Origin of the sequence: Ensifer sp. ENS03, from assembly GCF_014852035.1 — a bacterium.
GTDB lineage: Bacteria > Pseudomonadota > Alphaproteobacteria > Rhizobiales > Rhizobiaceae > Ensifer > Ensifer adhaerens.
In genome coordinates this window covers 32,778-48,577 of the sequence record NZ_JACVAV010000016.1, presented here as the reverse complement: position 1 = coordinate 48,577, position 15,800 = coordinate 32,778, and the positions used below count along the sequence as shown (strand labels likewise).

Genomic DNA, 15,800 nt, shown 5'->3' with positions numbered 1-15,800 from the left:
CGCCACCTTTTCACCACAATTTGAATACCACGCCCAGCCATAACAACAAGACGCTATGGCAATCTAAGCATGTATTTCTAAAGAACCTCTGCGTTTGGTAGATAGTCCAAGGCTTGGCTTGGATTGGTTTAGGCAGCCGCACTGTAGATTCGATGCCCAATGGTATCGTTATGCTCAAATCACGCCCCATGCCCGAAACCTCCCCCTCCCCGTCATCTCCCGCAGGCCGAGTTCGCCGACAATCCGCCGCGCCGCCTGCGGCGTAACCTCGAGCGTCTTCACGACCATGCCGGCCGAGACCAGCGGTTTTGCCATCACCAGCTCGACCAGTTCCGGCAATTTTGAAGACGTCCGGCGCCCGTCCAGCTTTCGGTCCATCATTGTCTTCGCCAGCGTCAGCCGGTCATGCTCTTTCAAGCCAATCTCGGCGGCCGCAAGTAGGCCATGGGCGATGGCCAGCAGCCGGGTTTCGCGATTGCGATGCCGGCGCCGATCGACGGGAATGGTTTTCAGGCCGAGGTTGATGGCGGCAAGATGTGCACCGGTGGTGACGCCGGCCTGGCGCAGTATGGAGGCGACCAGCAGGCGACCAAGCCAGGGCGCATGCTGCAAGACCGACAGCTCGTTCCAGGCATCGAGGGCAACAATCGCCCGCATCACCGGCGGCAAATCGGCCGTCTGGCGCAGCACGCTCCGCCATTCCTCCAGCCGCTCGTCCTCGTCCCAGTCGAGATCGTAGACTAGCGGGTCGCGATTCTGCGATCGGCTCGTCGGTGCGGCCGCCTTTGTCAACACCGCTTCCGAGCGCGCCAGCACCGCATCGATGGCAGCCAGCTCGGCGTCGAACGGGCTGACATGATCATCGCCGTCCTCCGCCTCCCCTTCCACAGGCGCATCAACAGGCACTACCATGCTTTCGCGCTCGAGGGCGCCTTCTTCACCAACTGACGGCGCAGGCGCGCTGGCAACAACGTTGTGCCCGCGTAGGCTGCGGAGACCGTCCGGGCTGAGCGGCCAGCCGGGTGGCTGCGCGGCGATCCGCCGGCGGGTGCGCAAGACGTCGCGGGCGATGGTCAACTCATGCGTCGGCGTGCGGATGTCGTGGCTGGCATCGTGCAGGACGAGGTCCTCGAGATGGACGAGCTCGCCGTCGATCCACAGCGAGGCGCAGGCATCGGCGAAGTGCATGCGTTCGAGAAAGCCCGCGCCGACCGCTGAACGGGCGATGCGCTCGTCGAGACGGGCGAGTCCGATGCCGGCGTCGGAAACCGGCCGCAGCAGGGTCCGGATGGTTAAATGGGCGAGATCGTAACGCATTGAAATCATGGTAAATGATTTCTTAAACGAACTCTATCTTGAATTTAGAGTTCCTCACTGGGTATGGCCAGTAGCTGTGCCTTTCACTATCGATAGGTCCCAAGTATCGATAGTTATGTGGTCTACCGGTTGACCAACCAGTGAGCGCGCTCTATCGTGGCGCAGAACGTCAAATTCGCATTCGTCGGCAATCTGCGCGACGAGACGGTTTTCAACGGAGTTTCCCATGAGCGTCACCGTCAAGGCCCCTGAACATTAAAGGGGCACAGATATACGGTAGGCGGATCAGATAGTGAACGGGATGGGTCGGAAGCCGCTGTCGTCGAGCGCGGGCTTGTCTTCCCAGAGGTAATCGCCGGTGAGATTTACGTGTTCCCATGTGAGTGGCGAAAGACTGCTGAGCAGATGATCGGGGACGCTCTGTCCGGCGTTGCGCAGGGCATCGACGACACGACCGGTGTAGATCGTGTTCCAGTAAATGATGGCGGTGACGATCAGGTTGAGGGCGGATGCCCGAATTGATAGGTTTTCCTGGCTGCGATCGCGGAAGCGGCCGAGACGATGGAGATTTACGGCACGCACGAGGCTGTTGCGGCTTTCCCCTTTGTTCAGCTCCGCTGTGGTGCTTTTCCGCAAATCCTCGTCGTTGATCCAGTCGAGGGTGAACAGGGTTCGCTCGATCCGGCCCATCTGACGCAGCGCCTGGGCGAGGCCGCTCTGCCTCGTGGTCGCCGACAGTCGCTTGAGCATTAGCGAGGCGCTGACGGCCTCGACGAGCCGGGCGAGCGCCAGGGTGAAGGTCTCCTCCCTGAAGTGCCAGATCGCCATCTGCTGTAGCTGGCGACGTGTAATGCCGGGGCAGGCAAGCGACATCTTCGAGAAGCCGAGATTGGTTGCTTCAGCGATGAGCGCTGCATAGAACACTCGCATGTCGTTCGGTGTCCGTCCTGTCTGAAGATGCTCGAACAGGGAACTGAAACCGGTTATTCGATCGATGTCCGCGACAAGGTCTGTCAGCCTGATCGGCGGCATGGCTGTTGCCACTCGTTTTGCGAATGCGATTGCGGCTTCGGTCTCAACGGTTTTAACGGCGGGCACCCGTAAACCCTTCGCGCCGATACGAGTATCACCCCGGCCGGTTTCCAGCCGGTTCGCTGCCTCGCGCAGTTTCTGATCCAGTGCTTCGGCCTTTTGGACGAGATATATCTCGACATCGACCGGAATGGCGACGGGAATACGGGCCTCGGCCTTGATGATGGCATAGGTCTGCTGCGAGATCATATCCTCATCGAGCGCGCGATACGTGCGAGACCCTTTGATCCAGATCTCGTTGGCGGCGATCCGGTTCTTCAGCTCAACGATAATGAAGAGTTCCAGCATTCTGTGATCGACCGATCCGTCTGCCGCAACGACTTCCTTGCTCCAGCGTTTGTCCACCAGAGCGAGCGCGTTCTTCACCCACGGCGGATTGGTTGAACGGCGGCGGCCATTTCCTGCGGCCTTCATTTGCATCACGACGCCGATGAAATCGCTGTTTTGACGGTTTCCCTCGAAGGTGAAGGCTGTCAGGAACGGAGCGGCAAAGCGCCGGATAAGCAGATATTGAGCCGGGAGGTAGACGATCAGGTCATCGTCCTTGCGTGTACGAGAGGCAGCCTTCGCCGCCTCGGTTGCCTGCATCAATTGTTCCCAACTGGCGACCGCGTTGACGGCCTCATCGAGGGAAAGCCCGGTTTCCCGTTTGGCGGCAATCGCCTCGCCAAAGCTCACGAAAAAATCCAGCGCAGATGTCGCCGATGAGGCGTTTTCCAGCAGTTGCTTGTCCCGGGTGGCCTCTGCCTGCCGGAACGCCTTTCCGATCAGAACCTCGAACATGCCGATCGCCGCATCGGTGAGGGCGATTTCCATCTCCAGAAGGAAGGCCACAAGCGTCGCATATCGGCGACCGGGCCGCATTTGCTCGAAATTCTGAGCTGTCAGGCGGCGACCTTCCTGCGCCATGCGGCGCACGCGATGGGCCGGGACCGCCTGAAGCACATCGTTGGAGATACCGACATGGCGCACGGCCTCAAGCCGATCGATCAATCCTCGCATGGCCGCTTCGCCGGCCTTTCCAGGCGGCTCACGCAACCAGGATATACCGCTTTGACGAACGCGCGGCCCGGTGCCCAGCAGTGCTTCCATCCTGATGATGATATCCGGTGGCAATCTTCCGGCGACATCGGCGAAAAGGGTTTCCTCGGCCTCGGTACATGCCTGCCCGGCCAACCTTTCGAGCACCGTGATGCCGGGAATGACGATACGCCGGCGGCGCATCTCGTCAGCAAGAGACGCAACAACAAATTTGTCTTTCGTCGAAGCGATTGCCACGCCGCGCGCGAAGGCAAGCAGGTCGGCGCGGAGCGGGTGAGACAATTCGCTGAACCCATAATGCTGGCGAAGGACAGCCAGTTGCTCGTAGCGAGTGGGCGTTCTTCGTGCGAAGCTTGCAAGCGCCTCCGGTTCTATCCTGAGCTGCTCTGACAGAAACGCGATCGCGCTTTCCGGGATGACCTCCCCACGCTGGATCAGTCGGCCGGGATAACGGAGTGCACAGAGCTGAAGTGCGAGACCAAGGCGGGTGTCGTCACGCCGCCGCGTTTCGAGAAGGCGATGGTCTTCGTCATCGAGGCTCCAGTGACGTATCAGGGTGTCTTCATCGGTTGGCAGTGCAAGAAAATTCTGCCGTTCGGCATCCGTCAAAATCATGCGGCGAGGCATCGGTACTCCATTTGTCACAAAAAGACCGGAGATAACCGTTCACGGATCTTACATTGCAAGACGGGTTATGTGACAATCTACAGACTTTGGCGCGGCCAAATGAAAATTGTCACGCAGACGGACGTATAAATGACAACGTTGATCGGATATGCGCGGGTGTCGAAATCCGATGGTAGTCAGGTCCACGATCTGCAACGCGATGCGCTGACCCAAGCTGGGGTCGAGGCCGACAATATCTATGAGGACTCCGCGTCAGGAAAGAAGGATGACCGTCCCGGTCTGGCGGCCTGCTTGAAGGCGCTGCGCCGTGGCGACACACTCGTCGTCTGGAAGCTAGACCGCCTCGGCCGTGACCTGCGTCACCTCGTCAATCTCGTGGACGACCTCACGAAGCGGAGCATCGGTCTGAAAGTGCTCGCCGGCGAAGGCGCATCGATCGACACATCGACAGCCAACGGCCGGCTGGTGTTTGGGATATTCGCCGCGCTCGCTGAGTTCGAGCGGGCGCTAATCATCGAGCGGACCAAAGCGGGCCTGGCGGCGGCCCGTGCCCGCGGCCGAAATGGTGGAGCGCCGTTCAAGATGACGACAGCGAAACTGCGCCTCGCCCAAGCTGCAATGGGAAAGCCGGAAACCAAAATCGGCGACTTATGCGCCGAACTCGGTATCACCCGGCAAACACTGTACCGGTTCGTCGACCCGAAAGGCGAACTACGAACCGACGGTGAGAAGTTACTTGCTCGTCGCAACCGTAAAACCTGAAACAAGGAGCTACTATGGAAAATCGGACCTGGGTTGAAATCGTTGAAGAGAATGTTCGCAAATTTGGCGATCTCGTCGTCGGTATCGATCCGTCCCTTCCCGATATTCCACGTGTCTTGGCGCGAGATGATGCCGAGAGTTGGATTGCAGGATACGTCAACTTCATCCTCGACACCGTCGAGGGAAATGTCGGATTCGTGAAATTCCAGTCCGCTTACTTCGAAGCACACGGCCTCGTTGGATTGGCCGCGCTCTCCTCTGGAATGAAGAGAGCGAAAGCAGCGGGAATGGGCGTCATACTGGACGCCAAACGCGGAGACATCGGCGCAACTGCCGCAGCGTACGCCCGCGCTTATCTGACACCCGTTTCCGATGGTGGTAGCGGAGATTTCGAAGCAGACTGCCTAACGATCAACCCCTTAATGGGGCCGGACACCCTGGATCCTTTCGTCGAATGCGCAAACCGGTTCGGCAAAGGCCTGTTCGTGTTGTGTCGAACTTCCAACCCAGGCGCGAGCTGGCTTCAGGACAAGATGGCGGGAAACAGGTTGATTTCCGACCGGGTCGCCGATTTGATCGGGGCGCTCGCGGTGACCGACGCCAGTTCTTTAAGTCCATTCGGGGCTGTGATCGGTGCAACAGTACCCCACGAAGGGCGGCGCCTGCGACATCTGTTGCCTCGTTCGATCATTCTCGCGCCTGGCTTGGGTGCCCAGGGAGGTGATGCCGCAAGCATACATTCTCTGCGTGGTACTCGTCTTGGTGATCTGCTGGTGCCCGTCTCGCGAGGATTGACGCGCGTCGAAGATCGGGACGTTCCAATGGAACTCTACCGCGCGATGATCGTGGAAAGGGTCGATCAGTTCAAAGCAGCGATAGCGTACGATTACAGCGCGAGCCAAGCCAAATCAGGCTAGCTCCAATTTGGCGCTGCCTACCGTATATCTGTGCCCCTTTAATGTTCAGGGGCCGTCAAGGTCGCCGAGGCCAAGGCCCATCTCTCAGAACTACTGGCGCGCGTCGAAGCCGGCGAAGAGGTCATCATATCTCGCGGCAACGATCCGGTCGCCCGGCTCTCGCGCGTTCAGAAAGAAACCGAGCTGACGACGCTCATCGCGGAAGTGCGCGCGGCCAGGATGCGGGCAAAACCGGTCACCAACGACGAGATCCTCGACTGGAAACGCGAGGGACAAAGGTTTTGACCGTCTTTGTTCTCGACGCATCGCTCGCTGCTGCCTGGCTGTTGCCGGAGGAATACAGCGAGGCGGCCGAGCGGCTCATCGCCGGCATCGCCAGCCCTTGCCCGGTACCCAACCTGTTCTGGCACGAGACGCGCAGCATTTTGATCAGCGCTGAGCGGCGACAGCGGATCGCCGCCGGCCAGGCGCTGAACGCGATGGCCCGGCTGCGCCGGCTGCCGCTCGAGGACACGGGCGCCGGTCAGGACGGTTCGGTGCTCGAGCTCGCAAGCGCGCACGGCCTGAGCGCCTACGATGCCGCCTATCTCGACGTTGCAGTCCGTCAGTCCCTGCCGCTCGCCACGCTTGACCGCAAGCTCGCCGGCGCGGCCCGCGCCGAGAGGATTCAGGCGCTGGGGCCGTTCGAGAATGAGCATTGACCCTACAGCGTCGGAAATAGAGCGGCGCGCCGAAGAACTCGACGCCCTGGACGCCATCCTGCCCTTTGATCGCCGCGACCAGCTTGCTGCCCTGTTGACCGATGACGACGTCGCGACGCTCAAGCATCTTGCCAGCGAAGGCATGGGTGATAACACCCTGCGCGCACTCGCCTCCGACCTCGGCTATCTCGAGGCGTGGTGCCAGCTCGCCACCGGGAGCCCACTGCCCTGGCCGGCGCCGGAGAGTCTGCTGCTGAAATTCGTTGCCCACCATCTTTGGGACCCGGTCAAGCGCGCGGAAGATCCGAGCCATGGAATGCCATTCGAAGTGGAAGCTGGCCTGCGCTCGAAGCGGCTGTTGCGCGCCGACGGGCCCCATGCGCCCGAGACCGTGCGCCGCCGGCTGACCAGCTGGTCGATCCTGACCCGTTGGCGCGGCCTGACAGGCGCCTTCGACGGGCCGTCGCTCAAATCGGCGCTACGGCTTGCGGTTCGCACCAGCGCCCGGCCGCGGCAACGCAAAAGCAAGAAGGCTGTCACCGGCGACATCCTGGCAAAGTTGCTGAACGCCTGCACCGATGAACGCCTGGTCGATGTTCGCGACCGCGCGTTGATTCTTCTGGCATTCGCTTCCGGCGGTCGCCGCCGATCGGAAGTGGCAGCGCTGCGTGTTGGGGATCTGATCGACGAGGATCCCGTCCAGGCGGATCCATCGATCCCGGACTCCCCTCCCCTTCCCTGCCTCGCCATCCGACTGGGTCGGACGAAGACGACCACCAGCGATGACGACGAACATGTGCTGCTGATCGGCCGACCGGTCACCGCATTGAAACGGTGGCTCGAAGTAGCCGGCATCAAAGACGGCCCGGTGTTTAGGCGCATTGATCAATGGGGGAACATCGACCGTCGGCCGCTGACGCCACAGTCGGTCAATCTGATCCTGAAAGGCCGTTGCAGGCAGGCCGGGCTCGACGCGACACTGTTTTCGGCGCACGGATTGCGGTCTGGCTATCTCACCGAGTCAGCCAATCGCGGCATTCCCCTCCCCGAAGCGATGCAGCAGTCGCTACACAAGTCGGTGATCCAGGCGGCCAGCTATTACAACAACGTAGAACGAAAGAATGGACGAGCGGCCCGTCTCATCGTCTAGGATAAGACTACGCTCCGAATAATGTATCGGCCCGCTTCTCAAACGACTGCCATTCTTCAGGTTCGGCGTCCGGCTCCGATTTTCCGCGCTGGTCAGCGGCTACTGCCGCCCGCGACCATGCTTCAGCGCGCTGCATAAGCGACGCCATCTCTGCCCTCAAATGATGCGAGCGTTGGAGATCGGCGGCGCGCTCGGCATTCTGGCGCGGATCATAGAACTTACCGATCTGCTCGCCGGCAGCCTTTCGTTCCGCTTCCAACTGCGCCGTCAGCGCGGCTAACTCGGTCTTCGCCGCAAAATAGCGTCTCATCACGACGATGAATTCGCGTTCGTCAGTTTCCATTATCGCTCCCGCACGTTCTGTTAGGTCTGCAAATTATCCTCGGATATCCTGCCTGACTTGCGATCCGCGACAGCCCGTAGGTGACCTTCTGACCATCTTTCAGTTCTCGCATCCCAGGCCGCTCCACCGCAGAAATGTGGACGAAGACATCAGCATCGCCCGCCACATGGCTCGCCTCGACATGAGAACAATTAGACGGTTCCACGCTCAGACAAGCCTGAATGGTACGAGCACTGCTAAACTCGCGCCGTTCGATTCCTTTCTCGTCTGGCTCCAGCTCAAGAAGCAAATCTGCTACCGACAGCGGCGTTGGCCCGAAGCAACGACATCAGCACCGGACCGAGGGAAAACTCCCCTCGGCGTGCCTTTGACGTCAGATCCCGCAGATAGCCCCCGGCAGAATTGATGTGCCCTGCTCTTTCGAGGATACAGGCGATCGTCGCCGCGGCGTTTTCAGGCCCCATCACTTCGCAGGCATCCTGGTAGGCGCTCGGGCTCACCCCAAGCATCGATCGAACGAGGACTGCAGCTGCCATCAGATCGCGCCAACTCGAAACTGCGCCGCCAGGCCCGTACATTATGATTTCCGGGCAAGCCTGCAGCACCATGCCCAACGGGAACGCCTTTATAGGCTCGCGCTTCGGCCCCGGTTTTATTTCAGGTTTCGCCTCCTGCTCCTTTTCGGAGCTGGGTTCAAGTTCATGGATGGATTCGGTATTTGAATTCTGTATGTGACGCTCATCTTGAGCATCATTGGAGCTCATATTTTCGGAATTCATCTGCATTTCCAGCAGATTGAGGATTTCCGCCCGCAGCATCTCCATTTCGTCGAGGATCGCGGTCAGGTCACCGATGGTCGGCGTGCGGGGAATCCGGCCAACAAGCTCGATATACATAGCCTCGATCGCACCCCAGTCGCCGGAAGCGCCCTCCTCCATGGCTGCCGAAATGAGCTTGCGCACGTCGCGCCGGCAGACGGTGAGCTTCTCTTTCGTGCGACGGAAGTGCACGCGATCGGCATTGACCTGCTGGGCCAACTGCGCGAGTTCTTCGGCGCGGGCAAGCAAGGGTGATAAATCGAAGCCATAGGCCTCTTCAATCTCACCCGCGCGGCCCTTACGGGCGTATCGCTTTCCGTTGGCACTGTCTTTGCGCACGATGAGGCCCGCGTCTACAAGTGCTGCCAGCTGGCGGCGCAGGGTGGCGCCGGCGATTCCGTGCGCGCGCACTGAAAGCTGCGCGTTCGATGGGAATACAATCATGGCCCTGTCCTGCGACAACTCCGCATCCGGATAGAACGTCAGCAATGCGTCGAGGACGGCTAGGCCGCGGTCCTGGATGCCAAGAAGCGTCCTTGCCTCCGAGGCGTCGCGAAACACTTTCCACTTGTCGGCTGCTTTGCCTGGTTTGATTTCGGCAGTCGTGAACTGCCTTTTGACCAAGGCAAGCGTCATCGGCCGTCGCCCGAAGGGCGTCGTCACATTTCCAACCTGCATTTTTCTTCACCTCTCACAAGGCAAAAGAAATCTGCTCACCAAAACGGCGCCAAGACTCTTGACGGGGATTCGTGGAAATGCGATTCTCGATCTTGCTACAGATATGAGAGAGGCTTCCACGACGGAAACGTTTGGGGGCCTTTTTCTTTTGCGGTTATGCTCCTCGTTTAAGTTCTCGTGCCCTATCGGGCACTTCTCTGCATAAACTGGTCGTGCAGACTTTCAATTTGCTCCGCAACGAAGTCGACGAAGTCGCTCGACACTGACTTGTTGAAGGCCAGTTTCGAGCCGGATTTCCCATGGCTCACCTGCCCAAGCACCAGGCCGTGCGAAACGAGCTCCGTCCCGTTAACGGACAAATCTGACGCCTGGCTCTCACCGGAAAGTGCATCGAAAACTCCGGCGAAACGGACATTGCTGCCACCGTTGCGGATTTCATCCTTGCTGAGGGCTTTCCTGGCGACGTCCATAGGCGCCTGATGCCCCGACCACTTTGCTTCAAAATCGACCCACCGCCGGCGGCCGACCTCAGGAGCGGCGCCGATCTCCTGCAGAATATCTCGGGGAAGCGCGTTAGCGAGGCGGATCATCTCCGAAACGTGAGACTTGCCGGTGTTCAGCGATTTGCAGATGATCTCGCGCCCGAAGCCGGACGCCTCTTGTGAGTGAGCAAACAGGCAACGCTCAATAAATGAGAGGTCATTGCGATTGCTGTTTTCCTCCCCCTGAAGGACCACAGCTTCCTCGTCGCTCAAGTCTCGGGCAATCGCCTTGAACTTGGTGCCGAGCAGCTTTGCCGCAGCAAGGCGACGGCGTCCGAAGACGATCTGGAATGGCTTCGAGCCACCCGGTACCGAACGCACGAGGCCCGGCGTGCTTTGTCCGTGCTCCCCCATCGACTGCATCAGCTCAGTGAGGTTGGCTGCGTCATAGGCCGAGGCAAAGCGGTCCGGGATATCGGAGTCGAGCACGTCCTCCGGATCGATTTCGATGATCTGGCCACCGTCCTTCAACAGCCTGTCGGCAAGTTCGCTGCGCTCTTGGATTTGCCTGACCCCCGCCGCAACCTTGAGAAGATGCGGTGATGTCGTCCTTTGAGCCCCTCCCCTGTCGGGCGAGGCTTCGAGTTGACCAAGAACGTTGGCGAAAAGACCTTTGGAATCTTTGCGGCTCATTCTCTCCCCCATGCCTTCCAGAAGAGGCTTTCCAGTTCGGCATTGGCCGCATTGATCGACTCGATGGCGCGGTCATAGGTTTTTGGTGCGGAGAAACGCGCTCGCTGCACCTCATAGAGGCTTTGCTTCCATGTGAGCGCATCCGCGACCGCGGTCGACTTGATGACAGAGTTAAGCAGTAGATCTTCGCCGAATACCTGACGCATCAGCGCAGACATGTTCGCCTGCGGATGGTCGTTGGGCTCGAACTTGGTGACCAAGAACTTCGCAAAATCCCATTGAGCGGACGTTCCGACCTCATCAAGGATCTGCATATAGGAGGCGGCCAGTTCGAGGAACTTGGCGGTCGAATCGACATCCAGCATGTGTGCAGGCACGGGGATCACCACGCCGGTGGCGGCCGTCAGCGACGACAACGTCAGGAAGTTCAGCGACGGCGCCGAATCCATCAAGATGAAGTCGTAGTCGTCGGCGACCTGCTCGAGAGCTTGCGAGACGCGAAGCAGGAATCCTGTCCCGCCAGCGCGGCGCATCTCGAGCGCGACGGCCGTTTCGAATTCGGTCAACTCAAGGCCGGCGCAAATGACATCGAAGCCAGCGATATGTGTTTGGTGGATGATCGACCTGGTCGGGATCGGATCCTCGAAGCGGATCGCGGAATAAAGCGTATCCCCTCCCCTGTAGTCGAAATTCGGGAGGTTGCCGTGGAGGGCCGTCAGAGACGCCTGTGGATCGAGGTCGACTGCGAGCACGCGGTAGCCGCGAAGAGCCAGGTAGTGACCGAGGTGGATCGTTGTGGAAGTCTTGCTGGAACCGCCTTTGAAATTGGTGACCGCGATAATCTGGCACTGTTCGTTTCCGGTGCGCCTGGGGTTCATCCATTTCTTGCGGCCGTTGGCAGCGAGTGCCATTCGGAGTTCGAGGACCTGCTCCAAAGTGTAGAGGCGCCGGCCGTTCGCGATCTCAGGTGAAGGTCCCTGCTCCTTCGCCGCGACTTGCCGGATATAGGCTTCGGTCACATCAAGGAGCTGGGCGACCTCGGTGGAAGTGAACTTTCGCATGCTGCGCCGCGCATCCGGCGGAAATTGCGCCATGCTCAAATTGCTCAACGCCAACTCAAGCTTGCTGGAGAAGTTTTCCATGAAGGAGAGGCTGCTGAGATGTCGCGTCATAATGAGAATCCTCGGTGGTCAGTCCTGCTACTTAACCGTCGCTGTGGTTAACGAACCGCTAACAACCACGTAACTACTCAAAAACCCGCAATTTCGAGTTTTCTCCGCAACTAATGGGTAATCCGATTCGGGCGAACGCATCAATTATCGCACGCCATTTCTGATCGCGTATGAATAGCCTTCTTGTGCAAAGTTCCCCGCGGGGAACCCCGTTTCCTTGAGAGGTCTGGATTCGAGGCAGATCCTCTCACGAGCCACCGCGATCGGCGCAAGGTATGATCGAGTTCCCCGCGGGGAACTTTTCAACAATCAGGGGCGCTTCGCAGCTACCGTTGTCTCGATCACTACCGCGGTTGGTAGTCGTCGAACCAGAATGATGAATGGCGTCGGGCGATGGTTCCCAGGGATGGCAAAGGGGAATGCGATGTCATGACGATACGGCCGTTGTCCGAACATACCTCCAAAAACGCCCATTGATCGCGGCGTAAGCCAATGGAGATGAGTTCCGAGCGCTTCGTCGGTGCAATCGGGAAACCATTCCGATGGCGTCCGCAATGGGTCACACATCTCCAGAATTCTGGTTACCCGGATACTTCCGATCTTCCAGTCATCCATTGATGCGATCCTTCATCGAAGAAGGGGCTGAGCGCTAGACATCACATTTGCGGCCCTCCCCTGCCAGACAACGCGTGAGAGGGATAAGGCACCTTGCGACGGCGCGGACGCCTCACCCCTCACCTTCCAAACACGTGGAACGGGCCGTCACCAACGTGACGATGCGAAAGTTCCCCGCGGGGAACTTGTGTTCTCCGTCAGGCTGGCGCAGCGCCAGCCTGTTGCAGCCCGTGAAGGTAGTCAGCAGCAGCCTGAGCCCTGGCGGCCGCGGACACGATCGCACGCTTGTCGTTCTTCAGCACCTTAAGCCAGCTCTCCAGGTAGCTCGCGGTATTGCCTCGAGGGTCGTGGGCGACGCCAAGATCAGCGCAGAGAAATGAAGCGGAAAGCTCGGCAACGAGTTCCTCGATGGCGTAGCTTTCACTGCCGAACCGCCCGGTAAGGTTACGATTGAGGCGATGCTTTGCACCGGACCAGTGCGACATTTCATGAAGCAACGTCGAGTACAGATGAACCTCATCGACGAACCGAGCCCGCTCGGGCAACAGGATGTCGTCCGGGGTGGGACGAAAGCAGGCTGTCGTGCCGCCATAGGTGATCACCGCGCCGGTGTTGCGGACGAAGGTTTCGACCGCCTCAAGGTGCGGAACCTGCGTCGTCGGGAGCTCCTCGGTCGGCCGATAGAACTCCTGCGAAAGTTTCTCGATCTGCTCAACGTTGAAGGCCGTGTAGCCCTTGAGATAGGGAATGCCGCGATTGTCATCGTCCTCGCGCTCCTTAGGGGCGAAGGTGCCGTACTTGACGACCAAGGTGCCTTTTTCGCCCTTTCGAACCTGACCGCCGAATTCCTGAGCCTGGCGGTAAGTGAGCCAGGTGTTTTCCTCGTAGCCCGCGAGCTCGCTTGCAAGCCACAGCATCAGGACATTGATCCCGCGGTAGGCCTCGCCATTGACTCGGCGGGGAACAAGGGAGCCGCGGCTGTTTCCGCGCCAGGGCCGGACCCACGGCTTGGTGCCGGCTTCAAGCTGCTCGATGACGGCATCCGTAATGCGCTGGTAGGTGTCCTTGATGTTCTGCATTGCCGTCTCCTTCCGTTGGTTGACGGCAGAAAACGGAGATGGCCGAAGCGAGCCCATGCACCCAAAGGGCCGCAACAGAGAGGAGGACCGCGCCAGCGGTTGCATGGGGGAGGGGCTATCGTAGCTTGTCCGTCAATCCATCCAACGGAAGGAGAGGGCGGCAGATCATAGGAGACTGTCCGCAATCGGAAACGTCGTTGCAGCTTTAAAGCCGAATGGGATCCTTATCGCTCATGATTGTCGTCATCGCGCTCGCGGCCTCTCTGTGCCCCCAATTGCGCCTGGATCGCCTTCAGATCGGGATTCCGGTCCTGCTGTGGCTGCCCGGCCGGCGCTGGCCGCGACTGAACCTCTCGGGTCTGATGCTCTCGTCCCAGGCGGGAAAAGTCCGATCGGGCGGTAAAGGTGATTTCCCCGTCGTCCAGCAATCTTTCCAGCAAGTCGGCGCGATCGGCAACGACAATGCCGCGTTCGGTGACAAGGCTCATAAGGCGGTCGTCGGCTCCGAGAACCGTGCCGGTGATTTCCTCGCCAGCCCGGGCAGTGCGAACGTTGTGGTGGAGGGGCTCCTCGCCGCAGGTTCTCAAATCCGCGAATGCCGCTCGGATGGCTTCTCGGCGACTAGGATCCAAGGCGTCCTGCACCACATGCTTCATTGCATCGCTCGAGGGATTGTTCGTGGTCTCGATCGACGCATCGATCATGCGTGGTTTGCTGATAACGGAAAAATCGATCTCGTGCCCGTAGTGGCGCCCAAGTTCGGAAATGAAGGCCTCTTGCGCTCTGCCGTTGCCCTCACGAAACGGATGCACGTAATTCAGTTCGGCAAGGACCTGGCCGGCACGTTCTGCAAATTGCTCTGGCGTGGCATTGCGCAGTGCTTGCGGATCCCGGATCGGTTTCAAGGCTTCGTCCAAGCCCATTTCTATGCGCGACCCCGGCAGGAACGAGGTGCCGCCCTTAGACAACCCCCCGATCGGCACGAGACGCTCGCCGTCGACGACAGGCGTTTCGTTGCGCGTGTGACCGGCCCACTCGTAGACGTCCTGAAAAATATAACCGTGGATCGCCTTCAGATGGGCCTTGTCAAAATTGCCCTTCGGGCCATCGCCTTCGGCGATTTCGAGCATCCGCACGGCCGTCGCGCGATACTCTTTCACGCGCAGCTCGGAGTGTGTTTCAACTCCCCATCTGTTTCTCAAAACGTCTGTCCGGTCCGGATCGTCCGAGGAGTTGGGGTAGGTGTAGGAACCTTTGGGGCGCTCTTCAGCCATGGCAAGCCCAACAAAAAGCCGCCGGCTCTAAGCGGGCGGCCTCTTGTTCTTGAGAGTTGATCGGTGAGCTATCTAACGGGTCGATCGATCATGAGCGCCCGGTATTCCTCGCGGGTGATGTCGCCGGCTACATAGCGTGCGGTGGTCGCCTCGAGGACGGGATCGTGAACATAGCCCTGCCGCACGTTGGCAGCGCGCGCCTGCTCCGCAGCCTTGCGCCGTTTCTCGACAGCTTCCGGGGAACGATCCGGACGGCGGGAATGAACGTTCATCGGCAAATCTCCAGTTGCGGGATACGTTAGCAGGAATAATGCTGTAAATCCAGCATTTTGCCGGATCTACCGGCCTTTCGAGGGTGTGCGCCCGGCAGGATGCCGGGCGCTGTGAGCGGCTCAATCGCGGGCGTCCCACTCGATGATCGCCTGCAGGGAGGCGTCGTCCTGGCCCGGGAACCGGCCGAGATTGGCATTGTAGCGGAGCTTGCGGATCGAAAGAGTGTAGTAGGGCTTGCCCTCCTGGTTGTCTTTCTTCCAGATGCCGCCGACCTCGATATCGTGACCGCGCGGTGATTTGGCGTAGACGCGGTGCGTCGGGGCCTTTTCATTGTCCGAGTCGAAAGGCACAACCTTGATGTCCATGTCCCGGTCGATGGTGGAGATGAGGCCGGTGCCCTTTGCGGTTGCGAGATCGTCGCCCTCGAACTGGATGTAGTTGGTGATGTTCATGTCTTTCACTCCTCTTTGGCGGTTGCAATGATCGTTCAAACGGCACGGCGGTTAGCGATGGGCACCGTAGGCCGGAGCAGGAGCGGAGGAAGCTGGAGGACGCGAAAATTTGGTGCGCGAGGAAGCCGAAGGCGGGGAAATTTTTGTGGCGTCCAGCTTTGCGCAAATTCGCGTCGACGTGCGAACGAGCGTCACAAGCAACCGCTTTAGAGGAGTGTGGCTTGAACCTCTCTGGCAACGTTTCCCCGTTTCTCCAGCGACATACAACCGCAAATTCTGCATCAATATTAATCACGATTGCGGCGATATCAACA

The 15,800-nt window shown here is 59.6% G+C and carries 14 protein-coding genes and 2 pseudogenes; 5 read left to right on the top strand and 11 right to left on the bottom strand.

Annotated features, from left to right (window positions below; genetic code table 11):
- Positions 1-174: 174 nt before the first annotated feature.
- Both IB263_RS32250 and IB263_RS32245 read right to left on the bottom strand, forming a co-directional pair.
- Positions 175-1,326: an RHE_PE00001 family protein gene (locus tag IB263_RS32250; protein WP_192439524.1), complete on the bottom strand. Its 1,152-nt coding sequence runs from the start codon at positions 1,324-1,326 to the stop codon at positions 175-177.
- 276 nt (positions 1,327-1,602) lie between these two features.
- Positions 1,603-4,077, bottom strand: a complete 2,475-nt coding sequence (locus tag IB263_RS32245) for a Tn3 family transposase (protein ID WP_192439523.1) — start codon at positions 4,075-4,077, stop codon at positions 1,603-1,605.
- A 129-nt stretch (positions 4,078-4,206) separates the two neighbouring features.
- Here IB263_RS32245 and IB263_RS32240 point away from each other — a divergent pair, with 129 nt between their 5' ends.
- The 5 genes and pseudogenes from IB263_RS32240 to IB263_RS32220 all read left to right on the top strand — a co-directional run bounded on the left by IB263_RS32240 (position 4,207) and on the right by IB263_RS32220 (position 7,607).
- Positions 4,207-4,839 carry a recombinase family protein gene (locus IB263_RS32240; RefSeq protein WP_124916303.1) on the top strand — a complete coding sequence of 211 codons (633 nt, stop codon included), beginning with the start codon at positions 4,207-4,209 and terminating at the stop codon, positions 4,837-4,839.
- A 14-nt stretch (positions 4,840-4,853) separates the two neighbouring features.
- Positions 4,854-5,756, top strand: coding sequence for an orotidine-5'-phosphate decarboxylase (gene pyrF / locus IB263_RS32235; protein ID WP_173997052.1), 903 nt, complete (start codon positions 4,854-4,856; stop codon positions 5,754-5,756).
- Positions 5,757-5,801: 45 nt separating this feature from the next.
- A pseudogene (locus tag IB263_RS32230) lies at positions 5,802-6,041 on the top strand (type II toxin-antitoxin system Phd/YefM family antitoxin); the annotation flags it as partial.
- A complete protein-coding gene (locus IB263_RS32225; RefSeq protein WP_192439522.1) occupies positions 6,038-6,457 on the top strand; it encodes a type II toxin-antitoxin system VapC family toxin in 420 nt (139 codons plus the stop codon). The pseudogene IB263_RS32230 and the gene IB263_RS32225, both read left to right, overlap by 4 nt.
- Positions 6,447-7,607: a site-specific integrase gene (locus IB263_RS32220; protein ID WP_192439521.1), complete on the top strand. Its 1,161-nt coding sequence runs from the start codon at positions 6,447-6,449 to the stop codon at positions 7,605-7,607. Before IB263_RS32225 ends, IB263_RS32220 begins: the two co-directional genes overlap by 11 nt.
- 7 nt (positions 7,608-7,614) lie before the next feature.
- Here the strand turns inward: IB263_RS32220 and IB263_RS32215 are convergent, their stop codons facing one another.
- The 9 genes and pseudogenes from IB263_RS32215 to IB263_RS32175 form a co-directional block, all read right to left on the bottom strand.
- Complete coding sequence (locus IB263_RS32215; protein ID WP_192439520.1) at positions 7,615-7,950, bottom strand: hypothetical protein; 336 nt, start codon at positions 7,948-7,950, stop codon at positions 7,615-7,617.
- A 20-nt stretch (positions 7,951-7,970) separates the two neighbouring features.
- Positions 7,971-8,110: pseudogene (locus tag IB263_RS32210) on the bottom strand (cold-shock protein); the annotation flags it as partial.
- A gap of 118 nt (positions 8,111-8,228) precedes the next feature.
- Complete coding sequence (gene repC / locus IB263_RS32205; protein WP_192439519.1) at positions 8,229-9,446, bottom strand: plasmid replication protein RepC; 1,218 nt, start codon at positions 9,444-9,446, stop codon at positions 8,229-8,231.
- A 182-nt stretch (positions 9,447-9,628) separates the two neighbouring features.
- Complete coding sequence (gene repB, locus IB263_RS32200) at positions 9,629-10,621, bottom strand: plasmid partitioning protein RepB (protein WP_192439518.1); 993 nt, start codon at positions 10,619-10,621, stop codon at positions 9,629-9,631.
- Complete coding sequence (gene repA, locus IB263_RS32195) at positions 10,618-11,793, bottom strand: plasmid partitioning protein RepA (RefSeq protein ID WP_058327362.1); 1,176 nt, start codon at positions 11,791-11,793, stop codon at positions 10,618-10,620. The genes repB and repA overlap by 4 nt, the downstream gene beginning before the upstream one ends.
- 812 nt (positions 11,794-12,605) lie before the next feature.
- Positions 12,606-13,487, bottom strand: coding sequence for an ArdC family protein (locus tag IB263_RS32190; RefSeq protein ID WP_192439517.1), 882 nt, complete (start codon positions 13,485-13,487; stop codon positions 12,606-12,608).
- 224 nt (positions 13,488-13,711) lie between these two features.
- Entirely contained in the window at positions 13,712-14,761 is a 1,050-nt protein-coding gene (locus IB263_RS32185; RefSeq protein ID WP_192439516.1) for a Fic family protein, read from the bottom strand.
- Positions 14,762-14,829: 68 nt separating this feature from the next.
- Positions 14,830-15,033, bottom strand: coding sequence for an antitoxin VbhA family protein (locus tag IB263_RS32180; RefSeq protein ID WP_014330300.1), 204 nt, complete (start codon positions 15,031-15,033; stop codon positions 14,830-14,832).
- Positions 15,034-15,153: 120 nt separating this feature from the next.
- Positions 15,154-15,486 carry a DUF736 family protein gene (locus IB263_RS32175; protein ID WP_192439515.1) on the bottom strand — a complete coding sequence of 111 codons (333 nt, stop codon included), beginning with the start codon at positions 15,484-15,486 and terminating at the stop codon, positions 15,154-15,156.
- Between the last annotated feature and the right edge of the window lie 314 nt (positions 15,487-15,800).